The 21015-nt window shown below is 69.1% G+C and carries 19 protein-coding genes; all 19 read right to left on the bottom strand.

The window, feature by feature from the left end:
- Positions 1 to 14: 14 nt before the first annotated feature.
- Positions 15 to 833, bottom strand: a complete 819-nt coding sequence (locus GJG85_RS01255) for a flagellar biosynthesis protein FlhG (protein WP_050011825.1) — start codon at positions 831 to 833, stop codon at positions 15 to 17.
- On the bottom strand, positions 826 to 2598 hold the full coding sequence (flhF, locus tag GJG85_RS01250; protein WP_204383554.1) for a flagellar biosynthesis protein FlhF: 1773 nt from the start codon (positions 2596 to 2598) through the stop codon (positions 826 to 828). The genes GJG85_RS01255 and flhF overlap by 8 nt, the downstream gene beginning before the upstream one ends.
- The gene (gene flhA, locus GJG85_RS01245; RefSeq protein ID WP_050011823.1) at positions 2595 to 4697 is read right to left on the bottom strand and encodes a flagellar biosynthesis protein FlhA; all 2103 of its coding nucleotides are present in this window, start codon (positions 4695 to 4697) and stop codon (positions 2595 to 2597) included. Before flhA ends, flhF begins: the two co-directional genes overlap by 4 nt.
- Complete coding sequence (flhB, locus tag GJG85_RS01240; RefSeq protein ID WP_050011822.1) at positions 4694 to 5893, bottom strand: flagellar biosynthesis protein FlhB; 1200 nt, start codon at positions 5891 to 5893, stop codon at positions 4694 to 4696. The genes flhA and flhB overlap by 4 nt, the downstream gene beginning before the upstream one ends.
- 356 nt (positions 5894 to 6249) lie before the next feature.
- Positions 6250 to 6630, bottom strand: coding sequence for a DUF805 domain-containing protein (locus GJG85_RS01235; protein WP_050011821.1), 381 nt, complete (start codon positions 6628 to 6630; stop codon positions 6250 to 6252).
- Between the two features lie 496 nt (positions 6631 to 7126).
- Positions 7127 to 7624, bottom strand: a complete 498-nt coding sequence (locus GJG85_RS01230) for a VOC family protein (protein ID WP_050011820.1) — start codon at positions 7622 to 7624, stop codon at positions 7127 to 7129.
- A gap of 164 nt (positions 7625 to 7788) precedes the next feature.
- Positions 7789 to 9018 carry a DUF3443 family protein gene (locus GJG85_RS01225; RefSeq protein WP_089488048.1) on the bottom strand — a complete coding sequence of 410 codons (1230 nt, stop codon included), beginning with the start codon at positions 9016 to 9018 and terminating at the stop codon, positions 7789 to 7791.
- Between the two features lie 16 nt (positions 9019 to 9034).
- Positions 9035 to 9538 (bottom strand): DUF2844 domain-containing protein, encoded by a 504-nt coding sequence (locus tag GJG85_RS01220; RefSeq protein ID WP_050012090.1) that lies wholly within the window; start codon positions 9536 to 9538, stop codon positions 9035 to 9037.
- Between the two features lie 274 nt (positions 9539 to 9812).
- Positions 9813 to 10544 carry a protein phosphatase CheZ gene (cheZ, locus tag GJG85_RS01215; protein ID WP_069618698.1) on the bottom strand — a complete coding sequence of 244 codons (732 nt, stop codon included), beginning with the start codon at positions 10542 to 10544 and terminating at the stop codon, positions 9813 to 9815.
- Positions 10545 to 10546: 2 nt separating this feature from the next.
- A complete protein-coding gene (gene cheY / locus GJG85_RS01210) occupies positions 10547 to 10942 on the bottom strand; it encodes a chemotaxis response regulator CheY (RefSeq protein ID WP_006754880.1) in 396 nt (131 codons plus the stop codon).
- A gap of 67 nt (positions 10943 to 11009) precedes the next feature.
- Entirely contained in the window at positions 11010 to 12101 is a 1092-nt protein-coding gene (locus GJG85_RS01205) for a chemotaxis response regulator protein-glutamate methylesterase (RefSeq protein ID WP_050011817.1), read from the bottom strand.
- Positions 12098 to 12835, bottom strand: a complete 738-nt coding sequence (gene cheD, locus GJG85_RS01200; RefSeq protein WP_050011816.1) for a chemoreceptor glutamine deamidase CheD — start codon at positions 12833 to 12835, stop codon at positions 12098 to 12100. Before cheD ends, GJG85_RS01205 begins: the two co-directional genes overlap by 4 nt.
- Positions 12832 to 13824, bottom strand: a complete 993-nt coding sequence (locus GJG85_RS01195) for a CheR family methyltransferase (protein ID WP_050011815.1) — start codon at positions 13822 to 13824, stop codon at positions 12832 to 12834. Before GJG85_RS01195 ends, cheD begins: the two co-directional genes overlap by 4 nt.
- Positions 13825 to 13827: 3 nt before the next feature.
- Positions 13828 to 15795, bottom strand: a complete 1968-nt coding sequence (locus GJG85_RS01190; protein WP_060733873.1) for a methyl-accepting chemotaxis protein — start codon at positions 15793 to 15795, stop codon at positions 13828 to 13830.
- Positions 15796 to 15832: 37 nt separating this feature from the next.
- Positions 15833 to 16351 carry a chemotaxis protein CheW gene (gene cheW, locus GJG85_RS01185; RefSeq protein WP_050016005.1) on the bottom strand — a complete coding sequence of 173 codons (519 nt, stop codon included), beginning with the start codon at positions 16349 to 16351 and terminating at the stop codon, positions 15833 to 15835.
- Between the two features lie 48 nt (positions 16352 to 16399).
- On the bottom strand, positions 16400 to 18664 hold the full coding sequence (gene cheA / locus GJG85_RS01180; RefSeq protein ID WP_050016003.1) for a chemotaxis protein CheA: 2265 nt from the start codon (positions 18662 to 18664) through the stop codon (positions 16400 to 16402).
- A 33-nt stretch (positions 18665 to 18697) separates the two neighbouring features.
- Complete coding sequence (locus GJG85_RS01175; protein WP_050016002.1) at positions 18698 to 19075, bottom strand: response regulator; 378 nt, start codon at positions 19073 to 19075, stop codon at positions 18698 to 18700.
- 16 nt (positions 19076 to 19091) lie between these two features.
- A complete protein-coding gene (motB, locus tag GJG85_RS01170; protein ID WP_050015998.1) occupies positions 19092 to 20111 on the bottom strand; it encodes a flagellar motor protein MotB in 1020 nt (339 codons plus the stop codon).
- Between the two features lie 13 nt (positions 20112 to 20124).
- Positions 20125 to 20985: a flagellar motor stator protein MotA gene (gene motA / locus GJG85_RS01165; protein ID WP_050015994.1), complete on the bottom strand. Its 861-nt coding sequence runs from the start codon at positions 20983 to 20985 to the stop codon at positions 20125 to 20127.
- Positions 20986 to 21015: the final 30 nt, after the last annotated feature.

Below are 21015 nucleotides of genomic sequence, written 5' to 3'. Positions count from 1 at the left end.
CCTTCGGGTGGCGCTCACGCGGCGTGTGCCGCGCCCGCCTCATACGACGGCTTGCCGCCGGCGTGGACCGCGCGGCCCGCGCCCGAACCGGGGCGCATCGGCCAGTACAACAGGTCGGCGGCAATCTGCCGGTAATCGCGCGCGGCAGCCGACGACGGGAACGCGTCGACTACCGCATGCATCAGTTCGCGGGCGTGCTCGACGAGCGGATCGGCGCTCACGCAGCCCGCATCGGCGATCGACACGGTCAGGTAGCGGCTCGCAACGCCCGCGAGGTTGTCGAAGGCCGTCTTCGCGTCCGCGTGGCTGGCGACCTGATTGGTCAGCACGCGGAACTGCGCGAACGCGTGCGCGAAATGCAGCCGCTTCATGCACGCATACGCCTCGGTGATCGCCTGCACGGCAACCCGCGTGACGATCAGCACGTCGTGCGCTTCGCGCGCGAGCGCCGACAGCGATCCGTCGGCGCCGAGCTGCGCGTCGACGAGGACGATGTCGGCCGGGCCGTCGATGAAGTCGCTCAGCTGCGCGTCGCTGTAGCCGGCGCGCGCGAGCTGGGCGGCGCCGCACAGGCCGAAGCCGGCCGCCACCCGCGTGCGTTCGCCGTCGCGCAGCCACGCGCCGGCGAGCGTCGCGCTGGCCGAATGCACGTCGGCGCGCTCGTCGACGACCAGCACGTCCTTGCCGAGCGACGCGAGCGCCGCCGCGAGGTTCACCACGGTGGACGTGCAGCCGACGCCCGCCGGCCCGCCCGTCACCGCGACGATGCGCGACGCGCGCCCGGCCAGCAGGCGCCGCAGCCCTTCGGCCTGGTCGATGATCCGTTTATCCAAATCGCACCTCGTGCAGCTCGGCGGTGGAACGTGCGGTCAGTGCGGAAAGCAGCGTCGGCATGTCCTCGTCTTGCGGCACGAAGGGCGAGCCGTCGCGCGGCACACAGAACGCGCTCTTCAGCAGGAATTTGGTCGACGCGACGTACAGGTTCTCCGGCACCTTCTGGCCGGTCGACACGTAGTGGACCGGCAGCTTGTAGCGGATTACCGTGTCGAGCACGCTGCCGAGGTGGGTCGCCTCGTCGAGCTTCGTGAGGATGCAGCCGGCCAGGTCAGGGTGCTCGCCCGCGCTGCGGTACGCCTGCACGACTTCGTTCAGCGTATCGCCATGGCTCGTCGCGTTCAGCAGCAGCAGGCGCTGCACCGGCGCGTTCGCGCCGTGCAGCATCGCGATCTGGTCGGACACCGCGCGGTCGCGCTGGCTCATACCGATCGTGTCGATCAGCACGATGTGCTTGTTGCGCAGCTCGGACAGCGCGAGCGCGAGGTCGCCCGCATCCTTCACCGCGTGAACCGGCACGCCGAGGATCTTGCCGAAGATCCGCAGTTGCTCGTGGCCGCCGATCCGGTAGCTGTCGGTGGTCAGCAGCGCGACCTTGCTCGCGCCGAAGCGCATCACGCAGCGCGCGGCCAGCTTCGCGGTGGTGGTCGTCTTGCCGACGCCGGTCGGCCCCATCAGCGCGAACACGCCACCGCGCTCCATCAGCGCGTCCTCGCTGTCGAGCACCGGCAGGTTCGATGCGAGCACCGACTGCGCCCATTCGGCGGCCTGCTCGAAGGTCTGCGCGCCGTCGCCGGACGGCAGGTTGTCGACCAGCATCCGCACGAGCTGCGCGGAAAAGCCGGCCGCGAACAGGTGCTTCGTCAGCGCGCCGTGCACGGAGCTGCGACGCTGGCGGTCGTGCCACATCAGGCTGTCGAACTGCTCTTCCATCATCCCGCGCAGCTCGCCCAGCTCCTGCATCACCGTGTCGTTGACGATCCGCTCGATGCGCGACTTCACCGCATCGGCCACCACGGCGGCCGCGTCGGCGGACAGGCGCGTGCGGTCGGTCTGCTTGGCGCCGTACGCGGCGCCGGTGTCGGCTGCGCGCTTGGCGGCGGCCGGCGCTCCGGCGGCCGGCATCCGGCGCTCGGCGTCGCGCACGATGTCGCGCGCCCAGTCGGGCGGCGTCGCGCGGGCGGCGGCTTGCGGCGCGGGCGCGCTCGCCTGCGGCTCGGCGGGCGCCTGCGCACGGGCGATCAGCGCGTCGCGCTGCTGCGTCAGGCGCTTCGCGTGCTCGACCAGCCACGGTGCGGGTTCGGAAGTGGCGGCCGGCGATCCGGCGGCCGGCGATCCGACCGCGGCCGATGCAGCGCTCGACGGCGCTGCCGCCGCGGGCACGCCTGCATCGATCGACGCGGGGTGCGCATCCGCGTCTTGCGCGTCGGCGCTCGCGCCGAACACGGACGAGAACACGTCCGGCAGCCCGCCTTCGCCGGCCGCATACGGATTGGCGGCCGGGCGCGGGGCGATCCCCGGGCGCGACACGATGCCCGGCACGGCGGCGGCCGGCACGGAGTCCGGCACGCGCGACGTGGCGAGGCGCCCACGCGCGGCCGGCGGCGCCACCGCGGCGAGATCCGAATCGGCGAGTGCAACGATTTCGACGCTGCCGTCATCGAGCGTGCGGTTCGACAGCACGACCGCGTCGGCGCCGAGCGCCTCGCGCACGAGACGAAGTGCGTCGCGGCTCGTTGCGCCGGTGAATTTGCGAATGTTCAAGCGGAACCCCCGATGACGTTAACGACTTTGATCGTGCGTGTGTCCGGCACTTCGGCGTACGACAGCACTTTCAGTTGCGGCAGGCTGCGGCGCAGGAAACGCGCGAGCATCGCGCGCAGCGCGTGCTGCACGAGCAGCACGGGCGGCAGCCCGAGATTCTGTTGACGCAGCATCGCTTGCTGCGTGCCGGTCAGAAGGTTGTGCGCGAGGCCGGGTTCGAGGCCCGGGTTCGCGCCGGTGGCGAGCGCCTGCGACAGCACGCGCTCCAGGTTCGCGTCGAGGCCCATCACCTGCATTTCGCCGTTGCCCGGATACCACTGCTGCGTGATCGCGCGGCCGAGCGAGAGCCGCACCGCGGCCGTGATCTCGAACGCGTCGCCGCGGCCCGCATGCTCGGACACCGCCTCGAGGATCGTGCGCATGTCGCGAATCGGCACGCCTTCCTCGAGCAGGTTCTGCAGCACCTTCTGCAGCGTGGTGAGCGAGATCGTCTTCGGCACCAGGTCCTCGACGAGCGACGGCGCGTCCTTGCCGGTGCGCTCGACGAGCGCCTGCACTTCCTGGCGGCCGAGCAGCTCGGCCGCGTGCTGGACGACGAGATGGTTCAGGTGCGTCGCGACGACCGTGCTTGCGTCGACCACCGTGTAGCCGTACACCTGCGCCTGCTCGCGCAGCGCGACGTCGATCCACACGGCCGGCAGCCCGAACGCCGGATCCTGCGTGACGGCGCCCGGCAGCGCGGCCGTCACCTGGCCCGGGTTGATCGCGAGCCACTGGCCCGGGAACACTTCGCCGAAGCCGATCTCGACGCCCTTCAGCGCGATCCGGTACGCGTTCGGCCGCAGTTCGAGGTTGTCGCGGATATGGATCACCGGCGGCAGGAAGCCGATTTCCTGCGCGAATTTCTTGCGGATGCTCTTGATGCGCTTGAGCAGCTCGCCGTCGCTGTTCTTGTCGACGAGCGGAATCAGCCGGTAGCCGACTTCGAGGCCGAGCGGGTCGATCAGCTGCACGTCGTCCCAGGTCGCTTCGTGGCTGTCGGCCGGCAGCACGGCGGGTGGCGCGATGTCGGTCACGTCGCCGGCCGCCTTGCGGGCCGCCGCGCGCTTGGTCTGCGTGCGCGCCAGCCAGATCGCGCCGCCGCCGAGCGCGAGGAACGCGAAGTGCGGCATGCCCGGGATCAGCCCCATCAGCACGATGATCGCGCCGGTGATGTTCAGCACGCGCGGGTTCGTGAACAGCTGGCCGGTGATCTGCGTGCCGATGTCCTCGTCGGTGGCGACGCGCGACACGATCACGCCGGCCGCGGTCGAGATCACGAGCGACGGGATCTGCGCGACGAGGCCATCGCCGATCGTCAGCAGCGTGTAGTTGGTGCCGGCCGCGGCGAAGCTCATGTCGTGCTGGACCATCCCGACGATCAGCCCGCCGATCACGTTGATCGCCATGATGATCAGGCCGGCGATCGCATCGCCGCGCACGAACTTCGACGCGCCGTCCATCGACCCGTAGAACTCGGCTTCCTGCGAGACGGCCAGGCGCCGCTTGCGCGCCTGTTCCTCGTTGATGAGGCCCGCGTTCAGATCGGCGTCGATCGCCATCTGCTTGCCGGGCATCGCATCGAGCGTGAAGCGCGCGGACACTTCGGCGATCCGCCCCGCACCCTTCGTGATCACCATGAAGTTGATGATCATCAGGATCACGAACACGACGATGCCGACCGCGAAGTTGCCGCCGACGAGGAAGTGGCCGAATGCTTCGATCACCTGGCCGGCCGCGTCGGGCCCGGTATGGCCTTCGAGCAGCACGACGCGGGTCGACGCGACGTTCAGCGACAGGCGCAGCAGCGTCGAGAACAGCAGCACGCTCGGGAACGCCGCGAAGTCGAGCGGCTTCATCGTGTACATGCTGACGAGCAGCACCATCACGGACAGCGCGATGTTGAACGTGAACAGCAGATCCAGCAGCATCGGCGGCAGCGGCAGGATCATCATCCCCAGGATCATGCAGATGAGGATCGGGCCCGCGAGCGCGCGCAGGTTGGTGCCCGCGAACGGGTTCGCGCGCTTGCCGAACAGGCCGGTGGTCGGGGTGCTCATGCCGCGTTCCCTTGCTGGCCGAGGGCGTCCTCGGCTTCTTCACGTTCGTCGTCGGCGGCGACCGACGTGCCCTTGTCGAGTTCGGCCGGCACGTCGAGATCGACCGGCATCGCCGGGAACGCGCCGCCTTCCGAGCGGAAGCGCTTGAGCTGGTAAACCCATGCGAGCACTTCGGCCACGGCCGAGTACAGCGAACCGGGGATCTCGCGCTCGAGTTCGACGTTGTGATACAGCGCACGCGCGAGCGGCGGCGCTTCGAGCAGCGGCACGTTGTGTTCGGCCGCGAGTTCGCGGATGCGCGCGGCGACGAGGTTCACGCCCTTCGCGACCACCTTCGGCGCGCGCATCTCGCCGTCCGTGTATTGCAGCGCGACCGCGAAGTGCGTCGGGTTCGTGACGACCACGTCGGCCTTCGGCACGGCCGCCATCATCCGGCGCCGCGCAATCGCGCGCTGCTGCTGGCGGATCCGCCCCTTCACGTGCGGATCGCCTTCGTTCTCGCGATGCTCGCGCTTCACTTCTTCCTTCGTCATGCGCAACTTCTTGTTGTACTGCCAGAGTTGGTAAGGCACGTCGAGCCCGGCGACCACCAGCATCCCGGCGACCGTCGTGCCGCAGCACACGGCGACCAGATGCAGCGCATCGGGCAGCGCGGCGCCGAGCGGCTGCGTCGCGAGGCTGAGCAGCTCGTCCTTGCTGCGCCAGATCGCGATGCCGCCGATCCCGCCGACGACCAGCGTCTTCGCGATCGACATCCCGAGCTGGATCGGCCCCTGGATCGAGAAGATCCGGCCGAGGCCCGAGATCGGGTTCAGGCGGTCGAACTTCAGCTCGAACGTCTTCTGCGAAATCAGCCAGCCGCCGAGCGCCATCGGCGCGAGCAGCGCGGCGACGCCGGTGAGCGCGAGCAGCGGCAGCAGCGCGGCGAAGCCTTCGCGGCTCGCGCTGCCGGCCGCCGACAACATCCGGTGGGTGTCGAACGCGGTCGCGCGATCGAACGTGAACGCGCCGCGCAGCATCGCCTGCAGATGCCCGCCCGACGGGCCCGCGAGCAGCCACGCGCCGTAGAACCCCGCCGCGAGCAGTGCGAACGAAGCCAGCTCGCGCGAACGCGCGACCTGCCCCTCCTCGCGCGCCTTCTCGCGGCGCCTGGGAGTGGCGGCTTCGGTCTTGTCGAGATCGCTCTCGTCTGCCACGGGGCCTCCAGTCGGGTACGGCGGAATGCCGCTTTCCAGTGACACCGATTATTCATGGACGCGTCAAACGCCGATCGGTCGAGCAAAGCCGGGAAAGGGGGGTATTTCGGGGAATCGGGCGAGCGGCCGCGAACGCGGCCGGAACGGGGGCGGAGCGACGCGCGGCGCGGCGGAAAAACGGGACCGGCCGGCGCATTGGCGAGGCGGCGGCCGCAAGCGGAACGGCAGCGGCTTCACGCGCGGGGAACGGTGAAACGACGGACGGGAAAGACGGGAGAGAAGCGGGAGAAGCGCGAGAAGCGGGGCAAGCAGGCCCCGACGCAACGGCGTCGCGCGTCGGTCGGGGCAGGCGTCGGTCAGACGGCCGGGATCGGGTCCGCGCCGAAACGGTTCGGGCCTTCGGTGCCGCGCGAGCACATCCACACGAGCAGCAGGATGCCGCCGACGATCGGAATCAGCGCGAGCAGCAAGAACCAGCCCGAGCGGCCCGTATCGTGCAGGCGGCGCACGCTGACCGCGATGCCCGGAATGATCAGCGCGAGCGACACCAGGAAGATCACGCCGAGCAGCAGCAGCGTGATCAGGCCCGCATCGCGGCCGGCCGCGCCGATGATCTGACCGGCGACCGACAGCACGGAGGTCAGCAGCGCGAAATACCAGTATTCGGCACGACGCGCACGGCCTTCGAATGTTGCGTATTTATTCAGTACGGTACGAACGGCTTCGGAAAAATTCATTTTATTACCCTCCTGTTTTATATTGGCACCCCGGAAACAACGCCGGAATTATAAGATCGAAGTTCGGCGGATTCCATCTCTTTTCGCATATGGGGCAATACGCGCCCATATGGCGCAGGAAAGGCTGCATGAGCGGATTTCGGCGTGTCCGGCTTGCATGCCGCGTCATTTTAATAATCGTGAAGATCTGACAGAAATGGCAGCCGCGAATAATCCGGCTTTGATTACACCCGAATGAAATCGCACGAATCGATAATCGACTCGAGTGTCCGGCATTCGATTAACCGACCGGCCGGCGATACGCAGTCGCGCCGGTCGCGGCGCCTTTCGGCATCGCCGGTTCCGCCCGAATCGCAGCCTGCGGCGTCGGGACGGGACGGCCGACCATCGCCGGCCCGAACGGCGTGATCGACCGAAGCGACCTAGGGCGTGTTCACGCTAATAACGGCTTTGCGCTGGCCCCGCGAATGAATTTTTCCAAACAGGGGAACACGCCCTAGCCGGCCGCCGCCCGCTGCAACGCGCCGAGATCGAGCTTCTTCATCGTCATCACCTGCGCCATCACGCGCTCGGCGCGGGCCGGGTCGCCCGTCATCAGTTCGGCCATCTGCACGGGCACGACCTGCCACGACACGCCGAAGCGGTCGCGCAGCCAGCCGCATTGCTGCGCGCGCGCGTCGCCACCTTCGGACAGGCGCGCCCAGTAATGGTCGATCTCGTCCTGGTCGCGACAGTTGACGACGAACGACACGGCCGGCGTCATCTGGAACACGGGGCCGCCGTTCAGCGCGACGAACGCCTGCCCGTCGAGCTCGAACGCCACGGTCATCACCGCGCCCTCGGCGTTGCCGGACGCATGCGCGCCGGTCTTGCCGTAGCGCGCGACGTGCACGATGCGCGCGTTGTCGAACACCGATACGTAGAAACCGGCCGCCGCCTCGGCGTCGCGGTCGAACCACAGGAACGGCGTGATGCGCTGGATACGCGGGTTCATGCGCTGTCTCCTTCGATGTCGTGCCGGCACCGGTGCCGGTCTTACATCGTAGGCGCTATGCCGGCGCGTGGCAGCGATCCGGTCCGTAGTGCACGCACGGCGCGCCGGAATAAAAAAAGGGGGCGATCGCTCGCCCCCTTGTTCCTGCGTCCGGCGACGCCGCGTCAGAATGCGACGAACGGCTGCGCGCCGCCGCTCGCGGTCTTGTCCATCCCGAAGTAGATCGTCTTGCCGTAGAAGTGCGGCATGCCGATGTCGAGCCAGTTGGACGAGCCGAACGGCCCCGCGATGTCGTTGAACGCGAACGTCGACGCGTTCGAGAACAGCGAATCCGCGTTCGCGACCGGCATCGACACGGTGCCCGACGCGCCGTTCTGGCCGCTCAGCGTGGCCGAATAGGTCGTCGTCGCCGACGGGCAGTAGAACTCCGTATTCCTCGAACAGACCGTCTGCGCCGAATCGTTGAAGAAATACGCGTTCGAGCCCGTATCGAAGAACGCGGTCACGTTGCGCCCCTGGAACGTCGCGCTGACGTCGCCGGTCGTGGTCGACGTCAGCACCGTCTTGCCGCTCAGGTTCGGCAGGCCGAACGTCAGCGTGCCGGTCGCGCTCGCCTGCCCGTTGTTCGAGATGGCCGGCATCTGCACGCTCACGCCGTCGTTGTTCGCGAACCGATGCACCGGGTTGGCTACCTGCTGCGCGAGCGGCACGAGCGTGACGGCGCAGCTCGCGTTGTCGCCGTTCGGGCACGCGTAGTAGTTGTTGCTCGTCGACGTCGACGTCGCGCAGGTCGTGCCGCAGTCGTACGGCGCCGGCCCGATGCCGAGGATCCCGTTCGCGCCGAGCGCGCTCGTCGAGTTGGCCGACGCGCCGCCGTTCGTGCACGAGCTCGGCACGTTCGTCGTGCCGAGGTCGCCGATGATCTGCACGGGCAGCGACGCGGCCTGCTCGGTGCCGATCGACAGGTCGACGGTGCGCACCGAGCCCCACGTGTAGCTCGACACGAACTTGCCGCATTCGGCGACCGGCGCGCCGCCGCTCTTCACCTGCGGCAGGCTGTCGTGCACGCCGGCCACCGCGCTGCCGACGAGCCGCAGCCCGTAGGACGCGGTATCGACGAGCACGTTGTTGACGATCTGGCAGTTCGACGTGCCCGGCACGCAAACCTTCACGCTGATGGTCGGGATGTTGATCACGTTCGCGGCGCCGGCGGCGACCGTGACGACGGCCGTGTTGCCGCTGTTGCCGTCGGAGCCGCTGTTGCCGGTATTGCTGTTGTTGCCCGAACTGCCGCCGCCGTCATCGCCGCCGCCGCAGGCCGTCACGAGCACGGCCGTCGCGGCCAGGAGGCCCAGCACGCCGAACCAGCGCTTGAATGTACGAGTCATGCTCAAGATCGCTCTCCCGCTGTCACTGGATATCGGTGCCGGCCACGCCGGTCGGCAGCGCCGACGGCAGCCATGCCTGGCCGGAGAAGGCGCCCATGTGGCCGCCCGTCCGGATCACGAGGCCGCTCGTCTCGACGGCCACCGGCGCACGCCAGCCGCGCGCCCGGTGCGCCGCCTGGACGCCGGCGGTGTACTGCGGGAAATAGCTGCCGAGCAGCGACGCGAGATCCGGCATCGTCGGCCCGCGCCACGCGAGGCCGAACACGCTGCCGGCGGCCGACGTGTATTCATGGATGACGGTGCCCGATCCGAGCGTGATCTCGCGGACGGTATAGGCGGCCGTGCTCGTCTGCACGCCGTCCGCCGAGCGCATCGCGCGCTGCAGCGCGCGCACGGTGGCGGCCTGATCGTCCGCCGGCGGCGACATCGGCGCGCCGCCCAGTTCCGCGTGTGCGTGGACGGCCCACAGCACACCCATTGCAGCCGTCGCGTGCGCGACGGTCCAGCCCAAGCGTTTCAGCTTCACGTTCCCCCCCAAGGGACTGGCTTCGGTGCCGACGGCGCCGCCATCGGCCCGCGCCGTCTGCCCACTGATGAATCGTACGAATGACGCTACGTTGCTGCTGACGCGTAGTATGCCTGCGGAGTGTGTCGAAGTGTCAATTCGACGCAGGATCACGCGGCGCCGCGCAGCGGCGCCGGGCGAGGGGAAAACGAGGCGGGAACGGAGCATGCGCGCGTCGGCCGGCGCCGCGGAACGGGGCGCCCGGCAATGGGACGCGCGATGCGCACCGGCAGGATCAGAAGCCGAGGCTCGCGAGCAGGTCGTCGACCTGCCCCTGGTCCTGAACGACGTCGGATTTGCCTTCCGGCGCGATCTGCGGGCCGTTCAGCAGCGATTCGGGGCTGCCGGTCGCGCTCATCGCTTCGGCCGCGAATGCCGCCGCGGTGGCCGCGAACTGCTCGCGCCGCTCCGGCGCGATGTTCTCGACGAGCACGGTGAGGAGCTGCTGCTCGATCAGGTAGACCATGTCCATGATCTTCTTGATCACCTGCCCCGTCAGATCCTGGAAATCCTGCGCAAGCATGATCTCGAGCAGTTGCGCGCGGGTCGCCGCCGTCGATTCGGGCAGCGTGCGCAGGAACGCGCGCGTGTCGTCCATCAGCTCGCGCACTTCCGCGTGCTCGATCGGCGCGGCGTACCACTGCGCCCAGCGTGCGTCAAGCGCCTCGGCCTCGTTCTGCACGCGCTCCTGCATCGGCTTCGCGATCTCGATCGCATTCAGCACGCGCACCGCGGCCTGTTCGGTCATCGTCGCGACGTAGCGCAGCCGGTCGCGCGCATCGGGCACGGCTTCCGCCGCGCGCTCGACATGCTTGTCGAGCCCGAGCTCGCGCATCGAATCGCGCAGCGTGCGCGTGACGTGGCCGATGCGCGCGAGGATCCGGTCGCTCGCGTAATCGGCGCCTTCGGCATGGCCGTCGGCATTGACCGCCGCGCCGGCAAGCGCCGCATGGATCGGCTCGTTCACGTTCAGCTCCCGGCCTTGGCCATCTTGTCGATGATCTTGTTCAGCTTCTCGTCGAGCGTCGCGGCCGTGAACGGTTTCACGACGTAGCCGCTCGCGCCGGCCTGCGCGGCCGCGATGATGTTCTCCTTCTTCGACTCGGCCGTGACCATCAGCACCGGCAGATGCGTGAGCGTCGCGTCCGCGCGGATCTCCTTGAGCATCGCGAGACCGTCGAGGTTCGGCATGTTCCAGTCCGAGATCACGAAGTCGAAGCCGCCGCCGCGCAGCCGCGCGAGGCCGGCCGCGCCGTCCTCGGCCTCATCCACGTTCGTGTAGCCCAGTTCCTTGAGCAGGTTGCGGACGATCCGGCGCATCGTCGGGAAATCGTCCACCACCAGGATTTTCATGCTCTTGTCCATCGTCGTTCCTTTCCAGATTCGTTTCCGTCGGGACGCGTATCGTGGCACGCGCCCCGTGACAGTCCATTCACACGCGCTGCACGCGGTCGCCCATCGTCGCCAGGCGGGCCATCACGCGGCGGCTCATGTCGGCGAGCGGCGCGACCTCGTCCGCCCCGCCGAGCGCGATTGCCTCGCGCGGCATCCCGAACACGATGCAGCTCGCCTCGTCCTGCGCGAACGTGTAAGCGCCCGCGCGTTTCATTTCCAGCAGGCCGGCCGCGCCGTCGCGGCCCATCCCGGTGAGGATCACGCCGATCGCGTTCTTGCCCGCATGCGTCGCCGCCGAGCGGAACAGCACGTCGACCGACGGGCGGTGCCGGTTCACCGGCGGCTCGTCCGACAGTTGCGCAATATAGTTCGCGCCGCTTCTCGCGAGCAACAGGTGCGCATGGCCCGGCGCGATGTACGCATGGCCCGGCAGCACGCGTTCGCCGTGCTCGGCTTCCTTCACCGCGATCCGGCACAGGCCGTTCAGCCGCTGCGCGAACGATTTCGTGAAGCCCGGCGGCATGTGCTGCGCGATCAGCACGGCCGGCGCGTCCGGCGGCAGCGGCGTCAGCACTTCGCGGATCGCCTCGGTGCCGCCCGTCGACGCGCCGATGATGATCAGCTTCTCGGTACTGACGAGCGGGTTGTTGATCATCGGCGCGGCCGCGGCGCTGTCCGCCGTGCGGGCAACGGCCTGCGGCTGCGGCGCCTGGCGCACGCGCGCGCGCGACGCCGCGCGGATCTTGTCCGCGAGCTTTTCCGCGTAGTCGAGCATCCCGTCGCGAATCCCGACGCGCGGCTTCGTGACGAAATCCACCGCGCCGAGTTCGAGCGCGCGCAGCGTGATTTCCGAGCCGCGCTCGGTCAGCGACGACACCATCACGACCGGCATCGGCCGCAGGCGCATCAGCTTCTCGAGGAAGTCGAGCCCGTCCATGCGCGGCATTTCGACGTCGAGCGTGAGCACGTCGGGGTTGTGCTGCTTGATGAGCTCGCGCGCGACGAGCGGATCGGGCGCGGTCGCGACCACCGTCATGTCGGGCTGGCTGTTGATGATCTCGGTCATCAGGCTGCGGATCAGCGCCGAATCGTCGACGCACAACACTTTGATCTTCTGCACTGCGGTCATGCCTCCTGCTTTCTTGATAGGGTCGCCGTCCGCGCGGCGGCGGCTGCGGCCGCGCTACCGCCGCCGGCCGGCGCGGCGCCGCGCCCGCCGAACAGCTCGATGCGCGGACGCGCCGGCTGCGGCGCGGCAGGCCGCTTCGCGGCAAACAGCTCGACGTGCGCGCGACGGGCGCGCTCGGCCTCGCGCGCGAGCGCGGCTTCGCGCTCGGTCACGCCCGGCACCTGCAGCCGCAGTTTCTTCACCATCGCGCGCCCGCTGTGCGGCATGAACGCGACCTTGCGCGGATGCACGCCCTGCAGGTCTTCCGCGGTGATGCGGATGCGCTCGAGCGCCAGATAGCGGCGCACGAAATCCGCGTTGCGATCGCCGATGTTGATCGTCGTCATCCCGGCCAGCACGGCCGCGCCGCCGAACACCTTCGCCTCGAAGCGCTCGCGGCGCCCGCCGGCCTTGATCAGCTCGTTGATCAGCACTTCCATCGCATACGCGCCGTAGCGCATCGATTCCGACGCGGCCGCGCCCGGATCGGCGCCGTCGTCCGGCAGCATGAAATGGTTCATCCCGCCGATGCCCGCGTACGGGTCGTGCAGGCACGCGGCGACGCACGAGCCGAGCACGGTCATCAGCACCATGTCCTCGGCGGTCGTGTAGAACTCGTTCGGCAACAGCTTCACGCCGGGGCGCTCGAAGTGGTTGTCGAAGTAGCGATTGGTCGCGATCGGCAGTGCGCTCATCCGCGCTCTCCAAGAGCCGGCGCGCCGCCTGCGGCCCGCGCGCGCGCGGGCGACGGCATCGCGGCCGCCGCGCTCGCCTGCGCGCCGCGCGAGCGCGCACCCTGCTCGGCGTCGCGCGTCAGTTCGTACACCGTCTGCCCGCGCAGCCGGAACGCCTGCGTCACGTACGTGAAGTTCTCCGAATGGCCGGCGAACAGCAGCCCGCCCGGCTTCACGAGCGGCTCGAAGCGCGACAGCACCTGCCCCTGCGTCGGCTTGTCGAAATAGATCATCACGTTGCGGCAGAAGATCGCGTCGAACGGCTTCGCGATCCCGTAGTCCGCATCGGTCAGGTTCAGCTGCTCGAAGCGGATCATCGCGCGCAGCTCGGGGCGCACCTTCACGCGGCCGGCCTGCGCGCCCGTGCCCTTCAGGAAGAAGCGCTTGAGCCGCTCCGGCGACAGGTGCTTGACCTGGTCGTACGTGTAGATGCCGGCTTCGGCCTTCGCGAGCACCTGCGTGTCGAGATCGGTCGCGAGGATCGTCGCGCTGCGCGCGGCCGCGTCGCCGAGCGCCTCGATCAGCGTGATCGCGATCGAGTACGGCTCCTCGCCGGTCGACGCCGCCGAGCACCAGACCGAGACCGGCGCCGGCCGCGATTTCACGAATTCCGCCAGGATCGGGAAATGGTGCGACTCGCGGAAAAACGCGGTCAGGTTGGTGGTCAGCGCGTTGGTGAACGCTTCCCATTCGAGCGGATCGTCTTCCTGCTCGAGCAGGTCGAGGTAGTCGCGGAACGTGTCGAGGCCGCGCGCCCGCAGCCGTCGCGCGAGCCGGCTATAGGCCATGTCGCGCTTGTGCTCGGACAGCGAGATGCCCGCGCGTTGATGGATCAGCGCGCGGATGCGTGCGAAATCCGCACCGGTGAACGCGAAGTCGCGCCCCGGCTCGCCCGCGCGAGGCGAGGCATCCGGTGCATCGGGTCGAAACGGCGCGCGCGCGTGCTGCATGGCTTAGAAGGTCTCCCAGTCGTCGTCGGACGCGCCGGCTGACGCCAGCGCCGGCTTCTCGCCGTTCAGCGCCGGGCGCACGAGCGCGGGCTTCGCGGCCGGCTTGTCCGCCGGCGCGGCCGTCTTCGCGAGACGCGGGCCGTAGCCGCCCGCGGCGGCGGCGCCACGGGCGGCCGGTGCATCCTTTTGCGTCCGCGCGGCGGCCTCGGCCGCACGCGTCGGTTCGGACGCGGCGGCCGCGGCGCCCGACGCAGCCGCACGCGACGCCGGCGCGGCGCGCCGTGCCGCCGGTTGGGCCGCAGCCTGCGGCGCCGGCAGCGCGGCGACCGGCGCATCGTGGCGCGGCGCCGACGGCAGCGCCGCCGGTTCGTGCGCGACCGGCCGCGCGACGCTGCGCGCCGGCGCGAGCGCGATGCCGCCCGCGACGCGCCAGCCCGACACGATCGCCTTCATCTGGCGCGTCTGCTCCTCGAGCGACGCGGCCGCGGCCGCCGCCTGCTCGACGAGCGCCGCGTTCTGCTGCGTGACCGCATCCATCTGGCCGACCGCGCGATTGACCTGCTCGATGCCGGTCGACTGCTCGTCGGACGCGGCGCTGATCTCGCCCATGATGTCGGTCACGCGGCGCACGGCCTGCACGATCTCTTCCATCGTCGAGCCGGCGCGCGCGACGAGCGCCGACCCGCTGTCGACCTTCTCGGCCGAATCGCCGATCAGCTGCTTGATTTCCTTCGCGGCGCTCGCGCTGCGCTGCGCGAGCGAGCGCACCTCGCCCGCGACCACCGCGAAGCCGCGGCCCTGCTCGCCGGCCCGCGCCGCTTCGACGGCCGCGTTCAACGCGAGGATGTTGGTCTGGAACGCGATCCCTTCGATCGTGCCGATGATGTCGACGACCTTGCCCGAGCTCGCCGCGATGTCCTGCATCGTCGATACGACCTGGCCGACCACGTCGCCGCCCTGGGTCGCGATGTCCGACGCGTTCACCGCGAGCTGGCTCGCCTGCCGCGCGTTCTCCGCGTTCTGCCGCACGGTGCCCGTCAGTTGCTCCATGCTCGACGCGGTTTCCTGCAGCGACGCGGCCTGCTCCTCGGTGCGCTGCGACAGGTCGATGTTGCCGGTCGCGATCTCGCGCGCGCCGACGTCGATCGATTCGGTGCCGCGATGCACGGCCTGCACCATCGTCGTGACGGCGTCCTGCATCCGCTTGATGCCGCCGAACAGGCGGCCGATCTCGTTCGTGCTGGAGGCGTTCACCGGCTGCGTGAGGTCGCCGCCGGCAATGCGCTCGAAATGCGCGATCGCGTCCTCGATCGGCTGGACGATCAGCCCGCGCAGCACGAAGCGGATCGCGATCACGACGACGAACGCGATCGCGATGCCGGCCGCGATCAGCGCGATCATCATCGAGATCTGCGACTGCGTCTCGGTCTGACGGTCTTGCGCGCGCTTCTGCAGCGCGGCGATCACGGCCGCCGCCGTCTGGTCGAACGCGACGAACATCGGGCTGATCTTCGTGTCCGCGACCGCGTGGTACGCGGCCATGTCGCCCGCGCGCGCCGCGGCGAACTCGGGCTCGACGCCTTCCTTCACGATCGTCGTGTAGCGTGCGGCGAGCTCGTCGAGCAGCGCCTGATCGACCCCGAGCTTCGGCGTCGACTGGAACGCCTGCCAGTTCTGGTTCGACTTCGCATACAGCTCCTGCGCGCGGTCGAGCACCTTCGCCGCGTCGGCCGCATTGCCGCCTTCGGTCAGCGTACGAAAGCGATCGAGCGCGACGCGCGAGCGCAGCAGCTGCGCGGCCGTGTCGTCGAGCGTGTGGATCGCCGGCAGGTCGACGTGCGCGATCTCGTCGAGCGAGCGGCTCGCGTGATCGAGCGCGTAGAGGCCGAGCCCGCCGACCGCGGCGGTCAGGCACACGAGGATGAGTCCGACCGCCGTGAGCGTCGTGCGGATCGACCAGTTATGCAACATTGCAGATTCTCCCGAAATTGCTGCGCGCGCGGCGCGCTTACCCGCCGAGCGTCTCGATCAGCGCCATTTCCCGGCTCGACATCAGCTTCTCGATGTCCATCAGGATCAGCATCCGGCCGTCGACCGTGCCGAGGCCCGTCAGGTACTCGGTCGTCAGCGTCGCGCCGAATTCCGGCGCCGGCATGATCTGGTCGGTCTGCAGCGTCAGCACGTCCGACACGCCGTCGACCACCATCCCGACCACGCGGTTCGACACGTTCAGGATGATCACGACGGTCTGGTGGTCGTACTCGACGCGGCCGAGGTGGAACTTGATCCGCATGTCGACGATCGGCACGATGATCCCGCGCAGGTTGATCACGCCCTTGATGAACTCGGGCGCGTTCGCGATCCGCGTGACGCTGTCGTAGCCGCGGATTTCCTGCACTTTCAGGATGTCGATCCCGTATTCCTCGTCGCCGAGCGTGAAGACGAGAAATTCCTGGCCCGTCGCATCGCCGTGTTCGGCGTCGCGGCGGCTGGTCGCCGCCGCATTCGCCGCGGCCGTATTGATCATTTGGACTTCAGCAGACACGTTTGCCCCCAATCGGTTGAATGGCGAGAGTCAGAAGACGGCGAGCTCGGCGCCGGCTCGGGCGCCGTGCATCGCACGGGTTTCGCGGTTCAGCGCCGCGACGTCGACGATCAGCGCGACGCTGCCGTCGCCGAGGATGGTCGCCGCCGAGATGCCGTGCACCTTGCGGTAGTTGGTTTCGAGGTTCTTCACGACCACCTGCTGCTGGCCGACCAGTTCGTCGATCAGCATCGCGAAACGACGCCCCTCGGTTTCCATGATCGTGACGATCCCCTGCGTCGGGTCGGTGCGCGCGTCGTCGACCGAGAACACCTCGTGCAGCGCGACGAGCGGCAGGTATTCGCCGCGCACGCGCACCACGCGTTCGCCGTTGCCGACCGTGTAGATGTCGTCGTTCGACGGCTGCAGCGACTCCATCACGAAGTTCAGCGGCAGGATGAAGATCTCGCTGCCCACCTTGACCGACATCCCGTCGAGGATCGCGAGCGTGAGCGGCAGCACGATCCGCGTGGTCGTGCCGCGGCCCGCCTGCGACGAGATCTCGACGTGGCCGCCCATCGACTGGATGTTGCGCTTCACGACGTCCATCCCGACGCCGCGGCCCGACACGTCGGTCACCGTCTCGGCGGTCGAAAAGCCCGGCGCGAAGATCAGCTGCCACACTTCGTCGTCGCTGATGTTCTCGGAGATCTGCATGCCCTGCTTCGCGGCCTTCGCGAGAATCCGCTCGCGGTTCAGGCCCGCGCCGTCGTCGCTCACCTCGATCACGATGTTGCCGCCGTGATGCGCGGCCGACAGCACGAGCTGGCCGACCGCATCCTTGCCGGCGGCGACGCGCTTGTCGACGGTTTCGATCCCGTGGTCGAGGCTGTTGCGCACCAGGTGCGTGAGCGGATCGATGATCCGTTCGATCAGGCTCTTGTCGAGCTCGGTCGCCTGGCCGAACGTGACCAGTTCGACCTGCTTGCCGAGCTTGCCGGCGAGGTCGCGCACGAGCCGCGGGAAGCGGCTGAACACGTAGTCCATCGGCATCATGCGGATCGACATCACCGCTTCCTGCAGGTCGCGCGCGTTGCGCTCGAGCTGCGCCATCCCGTTGAACAGGCGGTCGTGCAGCGCCGGATCGAACGCGCTGGCCGTCTCGGCCAGCATCGCCTGCGTGATCACCAGTTCGCCGACGAGGTTGATCAACTGGTCGACCTTCTCGACGCCGACGCGGATCGAGCTGCCTTCGGCGCCGCCTGCCGCCGCGGCGGCCGGGCGCGCGCGCTTGTCGTCGTGATGCGCGGCGGCGGCCGGCGCCGCGTGATCGGCCGGCTGCGGTTGAGCGGGGGGTTGCGACTGCGGCTGCACTGCGGCGGCCGGAGCCGTAGCGGGCGCCGCGGCAGCCGGTTGCGGCGCGGCGGCCTGCGGCGCGAACACCTCGACGCGCGCGGGCTGCGCGGCGGCGGCCGGTTCGGCAGCTTCAGCAGCCACGGCCGCGGCGGCCGGCGCGACGGCCGGCGCCGCCTGGGCAGCCGGCGCCGTGCCGCGCCCGACGCGGATCTGGCTTTCGTCGATCACGAAGCAGCACACCGCGACGATGTCGTCGGACGGCACGTCCGATTCGACCCACAGCGTCAGGTCCGCGCCCACTTCCTCGCGGCCGACGATCCGGCCGAGGTTGCCGAGTTCTTCGGTGAGCAGCGCCTGGTCCTTCGCGTCGACGCCGACCAGCGTGATCTTCAGGTGCGGGCCGTCGGCGCCGGCATCGGCGTCGGCCGCCGGATGCGCGGCCGCGACGGCCTGCTCGACCACATGGTCGGGCGCCCGGTCGTCGCCGACGGCGGGCGCGGCAGCCGGCGCGACGGCGGCGGCAACCGGCGCGGCCGGCGTAGGCGCGGCCGGCGCAGGCGCGCCCGCACCGCTTTCGGCCTTCAGCCGTTCGAGCTTCGCGCAGATCGCCGCGGCGGCGGCCGCGTCCGGCTCGGCGCTCGCGCGGTAGTCGACGAGCTGGTCGGACAGCACGTCCTTGGTTTCCAGGAACGCGTCGACCATCTCCTTGGTCAGCGTCAGCTCATGGTTGCGCGCACGGTCGAGCAGCGATTCGAGGATGTGCGTCGTATCGGTCAGCGCGGAAAAGCCGAACGTCGCCGCGCCGCCCTTGATCGAATGCGCGGCGCGGAAGATCGCCGCCAGATCCTCGGGATCGGGCGCATCGACGTCGAGGTTCAGCAGCAGCTGCTCCATCTGCGCGAGCAGCTCGTCCGCTTCGTCGAAAAAGGTCTGGTAGAACTGAGTGATGTCGAGAGTCATGCCCGGTCACCGGTTGAAATCGTCGCGTTCATGTCAGGAGGCAGCCGGCTCGGACAGCGTGGCGACCAGGTCGACCAGCACGCCCGGGTCGATCGGCTTTTCGATCCAGCCGGTCGCACCCGCGTCGCGTGCGGCGTCCTTGAACGCGTCGCTGCCTTCGGTCGTCAGGATGAGGATCGGCGTGTCCGCGTACGCGGTCAGCTTGCGCAGCGCGGCGATCACCTCGAGCCCGCTCTTGCGCGGCATGTTCTGGTCGGTCAGGACCAGGTCGTACGGCGTCGTCGCCGCCATGTCGAAGCCGGCTTCGCCGTCCGGCGCCACCGTCACGTCGTAGCCGGCCTGCGCCAGCGTGGCCTGCAGCAGCGCACGCATGGTCGCGGAGTCGTCGATGGCGAGAATGGTTCGGATCATGTCTGTCTCGGAAACGTCAGGGTTTCGGCGCCACGGCGACGGCGCTCGCCACGACCGGGCGCGCCGCCGGCGTCGGGCCGCCGAGCTGCTGCGCGAGCAGCTTCGAGCCGGCCGCGTCGGCGGACAGCGTCGTCGTCGTCGCGTCGTCGCGCATCAGCGCTTCTTCGGATTTGCGATTCAGCACGATCACGCTGATCCGGCGGTTTTCCGGATCGAGCGGATCGGCCTTGTTCAGGTTCTGCGTCGACGCGAGGCCCAGCACGCGCAGCACTTTCGCCTCGTCCATGCCGCCGGAGATCAGCTCGCGGCGCGATGCGTTCGCGCGATCGGCCGACAGCTCCCAGTTGCTGTAGCCGCCCTCGCCGCCCGCGTACGGCACGGCGTCGGTGTGGCCCTGGACGATGATCCGGTTCGGCACGTCGTTCAGCGTCTTGCCGATCTCGCGCAGGATGTCGCGCATGTACGGCTCGACGTGGTCGCTCGACATCGCGAACATCGGCCGCTTCTGCGAATCGACGATCTCGATGCGCAGTCCCATCAGCGTCGAATCGATGCGGATCTGCTGCTTGAACTGGCGCAGCGTCGGATTGGCCTCGATCGCGGCCATCAGCTTGATCTGCAGGTCGTGCAGGCGCGTCTGCTCGAGCCGGTCCTGCGCGCCCTCCGCCTGCGACCGCGAATGCTCGTCGCCCGCCTTCGCGAGGCGCTCGGCGAGCGACGTCGTGCCGTCGGTGCGGCGCAGCGTGCCGGCATCCGTGCTCGACAGGTCGCGGCCGCCGCCGTTGATGATGCTGGAATCCTGCGAGCTGCGGTCGCCGCTGCCGAGAATCGCGGCCTTCAGCGGCATGTTGAAATATTCGGCGATCCCCTTCAGTTGCACCGGCGTGACCGAGCTCAGCAGCCACATCAGCAGGAAGAACGCCATCATCGCGGTCATGAAGTCCGCGTACGCGAGCTTCCATGCGCCGCCGTGGTGGCCCTTCTTCGCCGGGGCCACCCGCTTGACGACGATCGCGCGATCCTTGCTCTTGCTCATCGTTCGCTCCGCCTCACTTGGCCTTCACGCGGCGCACGTGCTCTTCGAGCTCGGAGAACGACGGACGCTCGGTCGAGAACAGCACCTTGCGGCCGAACTCGACCGCGATCGCCGGCGCATAGCCGTTCAGCGTCGCGAGGATCGTCACCTTGATGCACTGGAACATCTTGGTCGACTCGGCCACCCGCTGCTCCGCGAGGCTCGCGAGCGGCCCGATCAGCCCGTACGACAGCAGGATCCCGAGGAACGTGCCGACCAGCGCCTGCGCGATCATCGCGCCGAGCACCGCGGGCGGCTTGTCGGCCGACGCCATCGTGTGCACGACGCCCATCACGGCCGCGACGATCCCGAACGCCGGCATCGCGTCGCCGACGCGCATCAGCGCGTGCGCGGGGCCTTCGCCTTCCGTGTGGTGCGTCTCGATCTCCTCGTCCATCAGGCTTTCGATCTCGAACGCGTTCATGTTGCCGCCCACCATCAGGCGCAGGTAGTCGGTCAGGAATTCGACGATGTGGTGATCGGCGAGGATCTTCGGGTATTGCGTGAAGATCGGGCTCTTTTCCGGATCGTCGATGTCGGCCTCGAGCGTCAGCGTGCCCTCCTTGCGTGCCTTCGCGAGCAGCACGTAAAGAAGCGCCATCAGCTCCATATACACGTCCTTCGTGTATTTCGAGCCCTTGAAGAGCGTCGGCAGCACGCGCAGCGTGGCCTTGATGGTCTTGCCGCCGTTGCCGAGGATGAACGCGCCGACGCCGGCGCCCACGATCATCAGGATCTCGATGGGCTGGATCAGCGCGCCCAGATGCCCGCCTGCCAGCGCATAACCGCCGAAGACGGACAACAGCGTCACGAGTGTTCCCACGATAATCAGCACTGCCTGTCCCTCACGAAAGACCGGCGGGAA

This window comes from Burkholderia sp. MS389 (assembly GCF_016899425.1).
Lineage (GTDB): Bacteria > Pseudomonadota > Gammaproteobacteria > Burkholderiales > Burkholderiaceae > Burkholderia > Burkholderia sola.
This window is presented reverse-complemented; position numbering and strand designations above follow the sequence as displayed.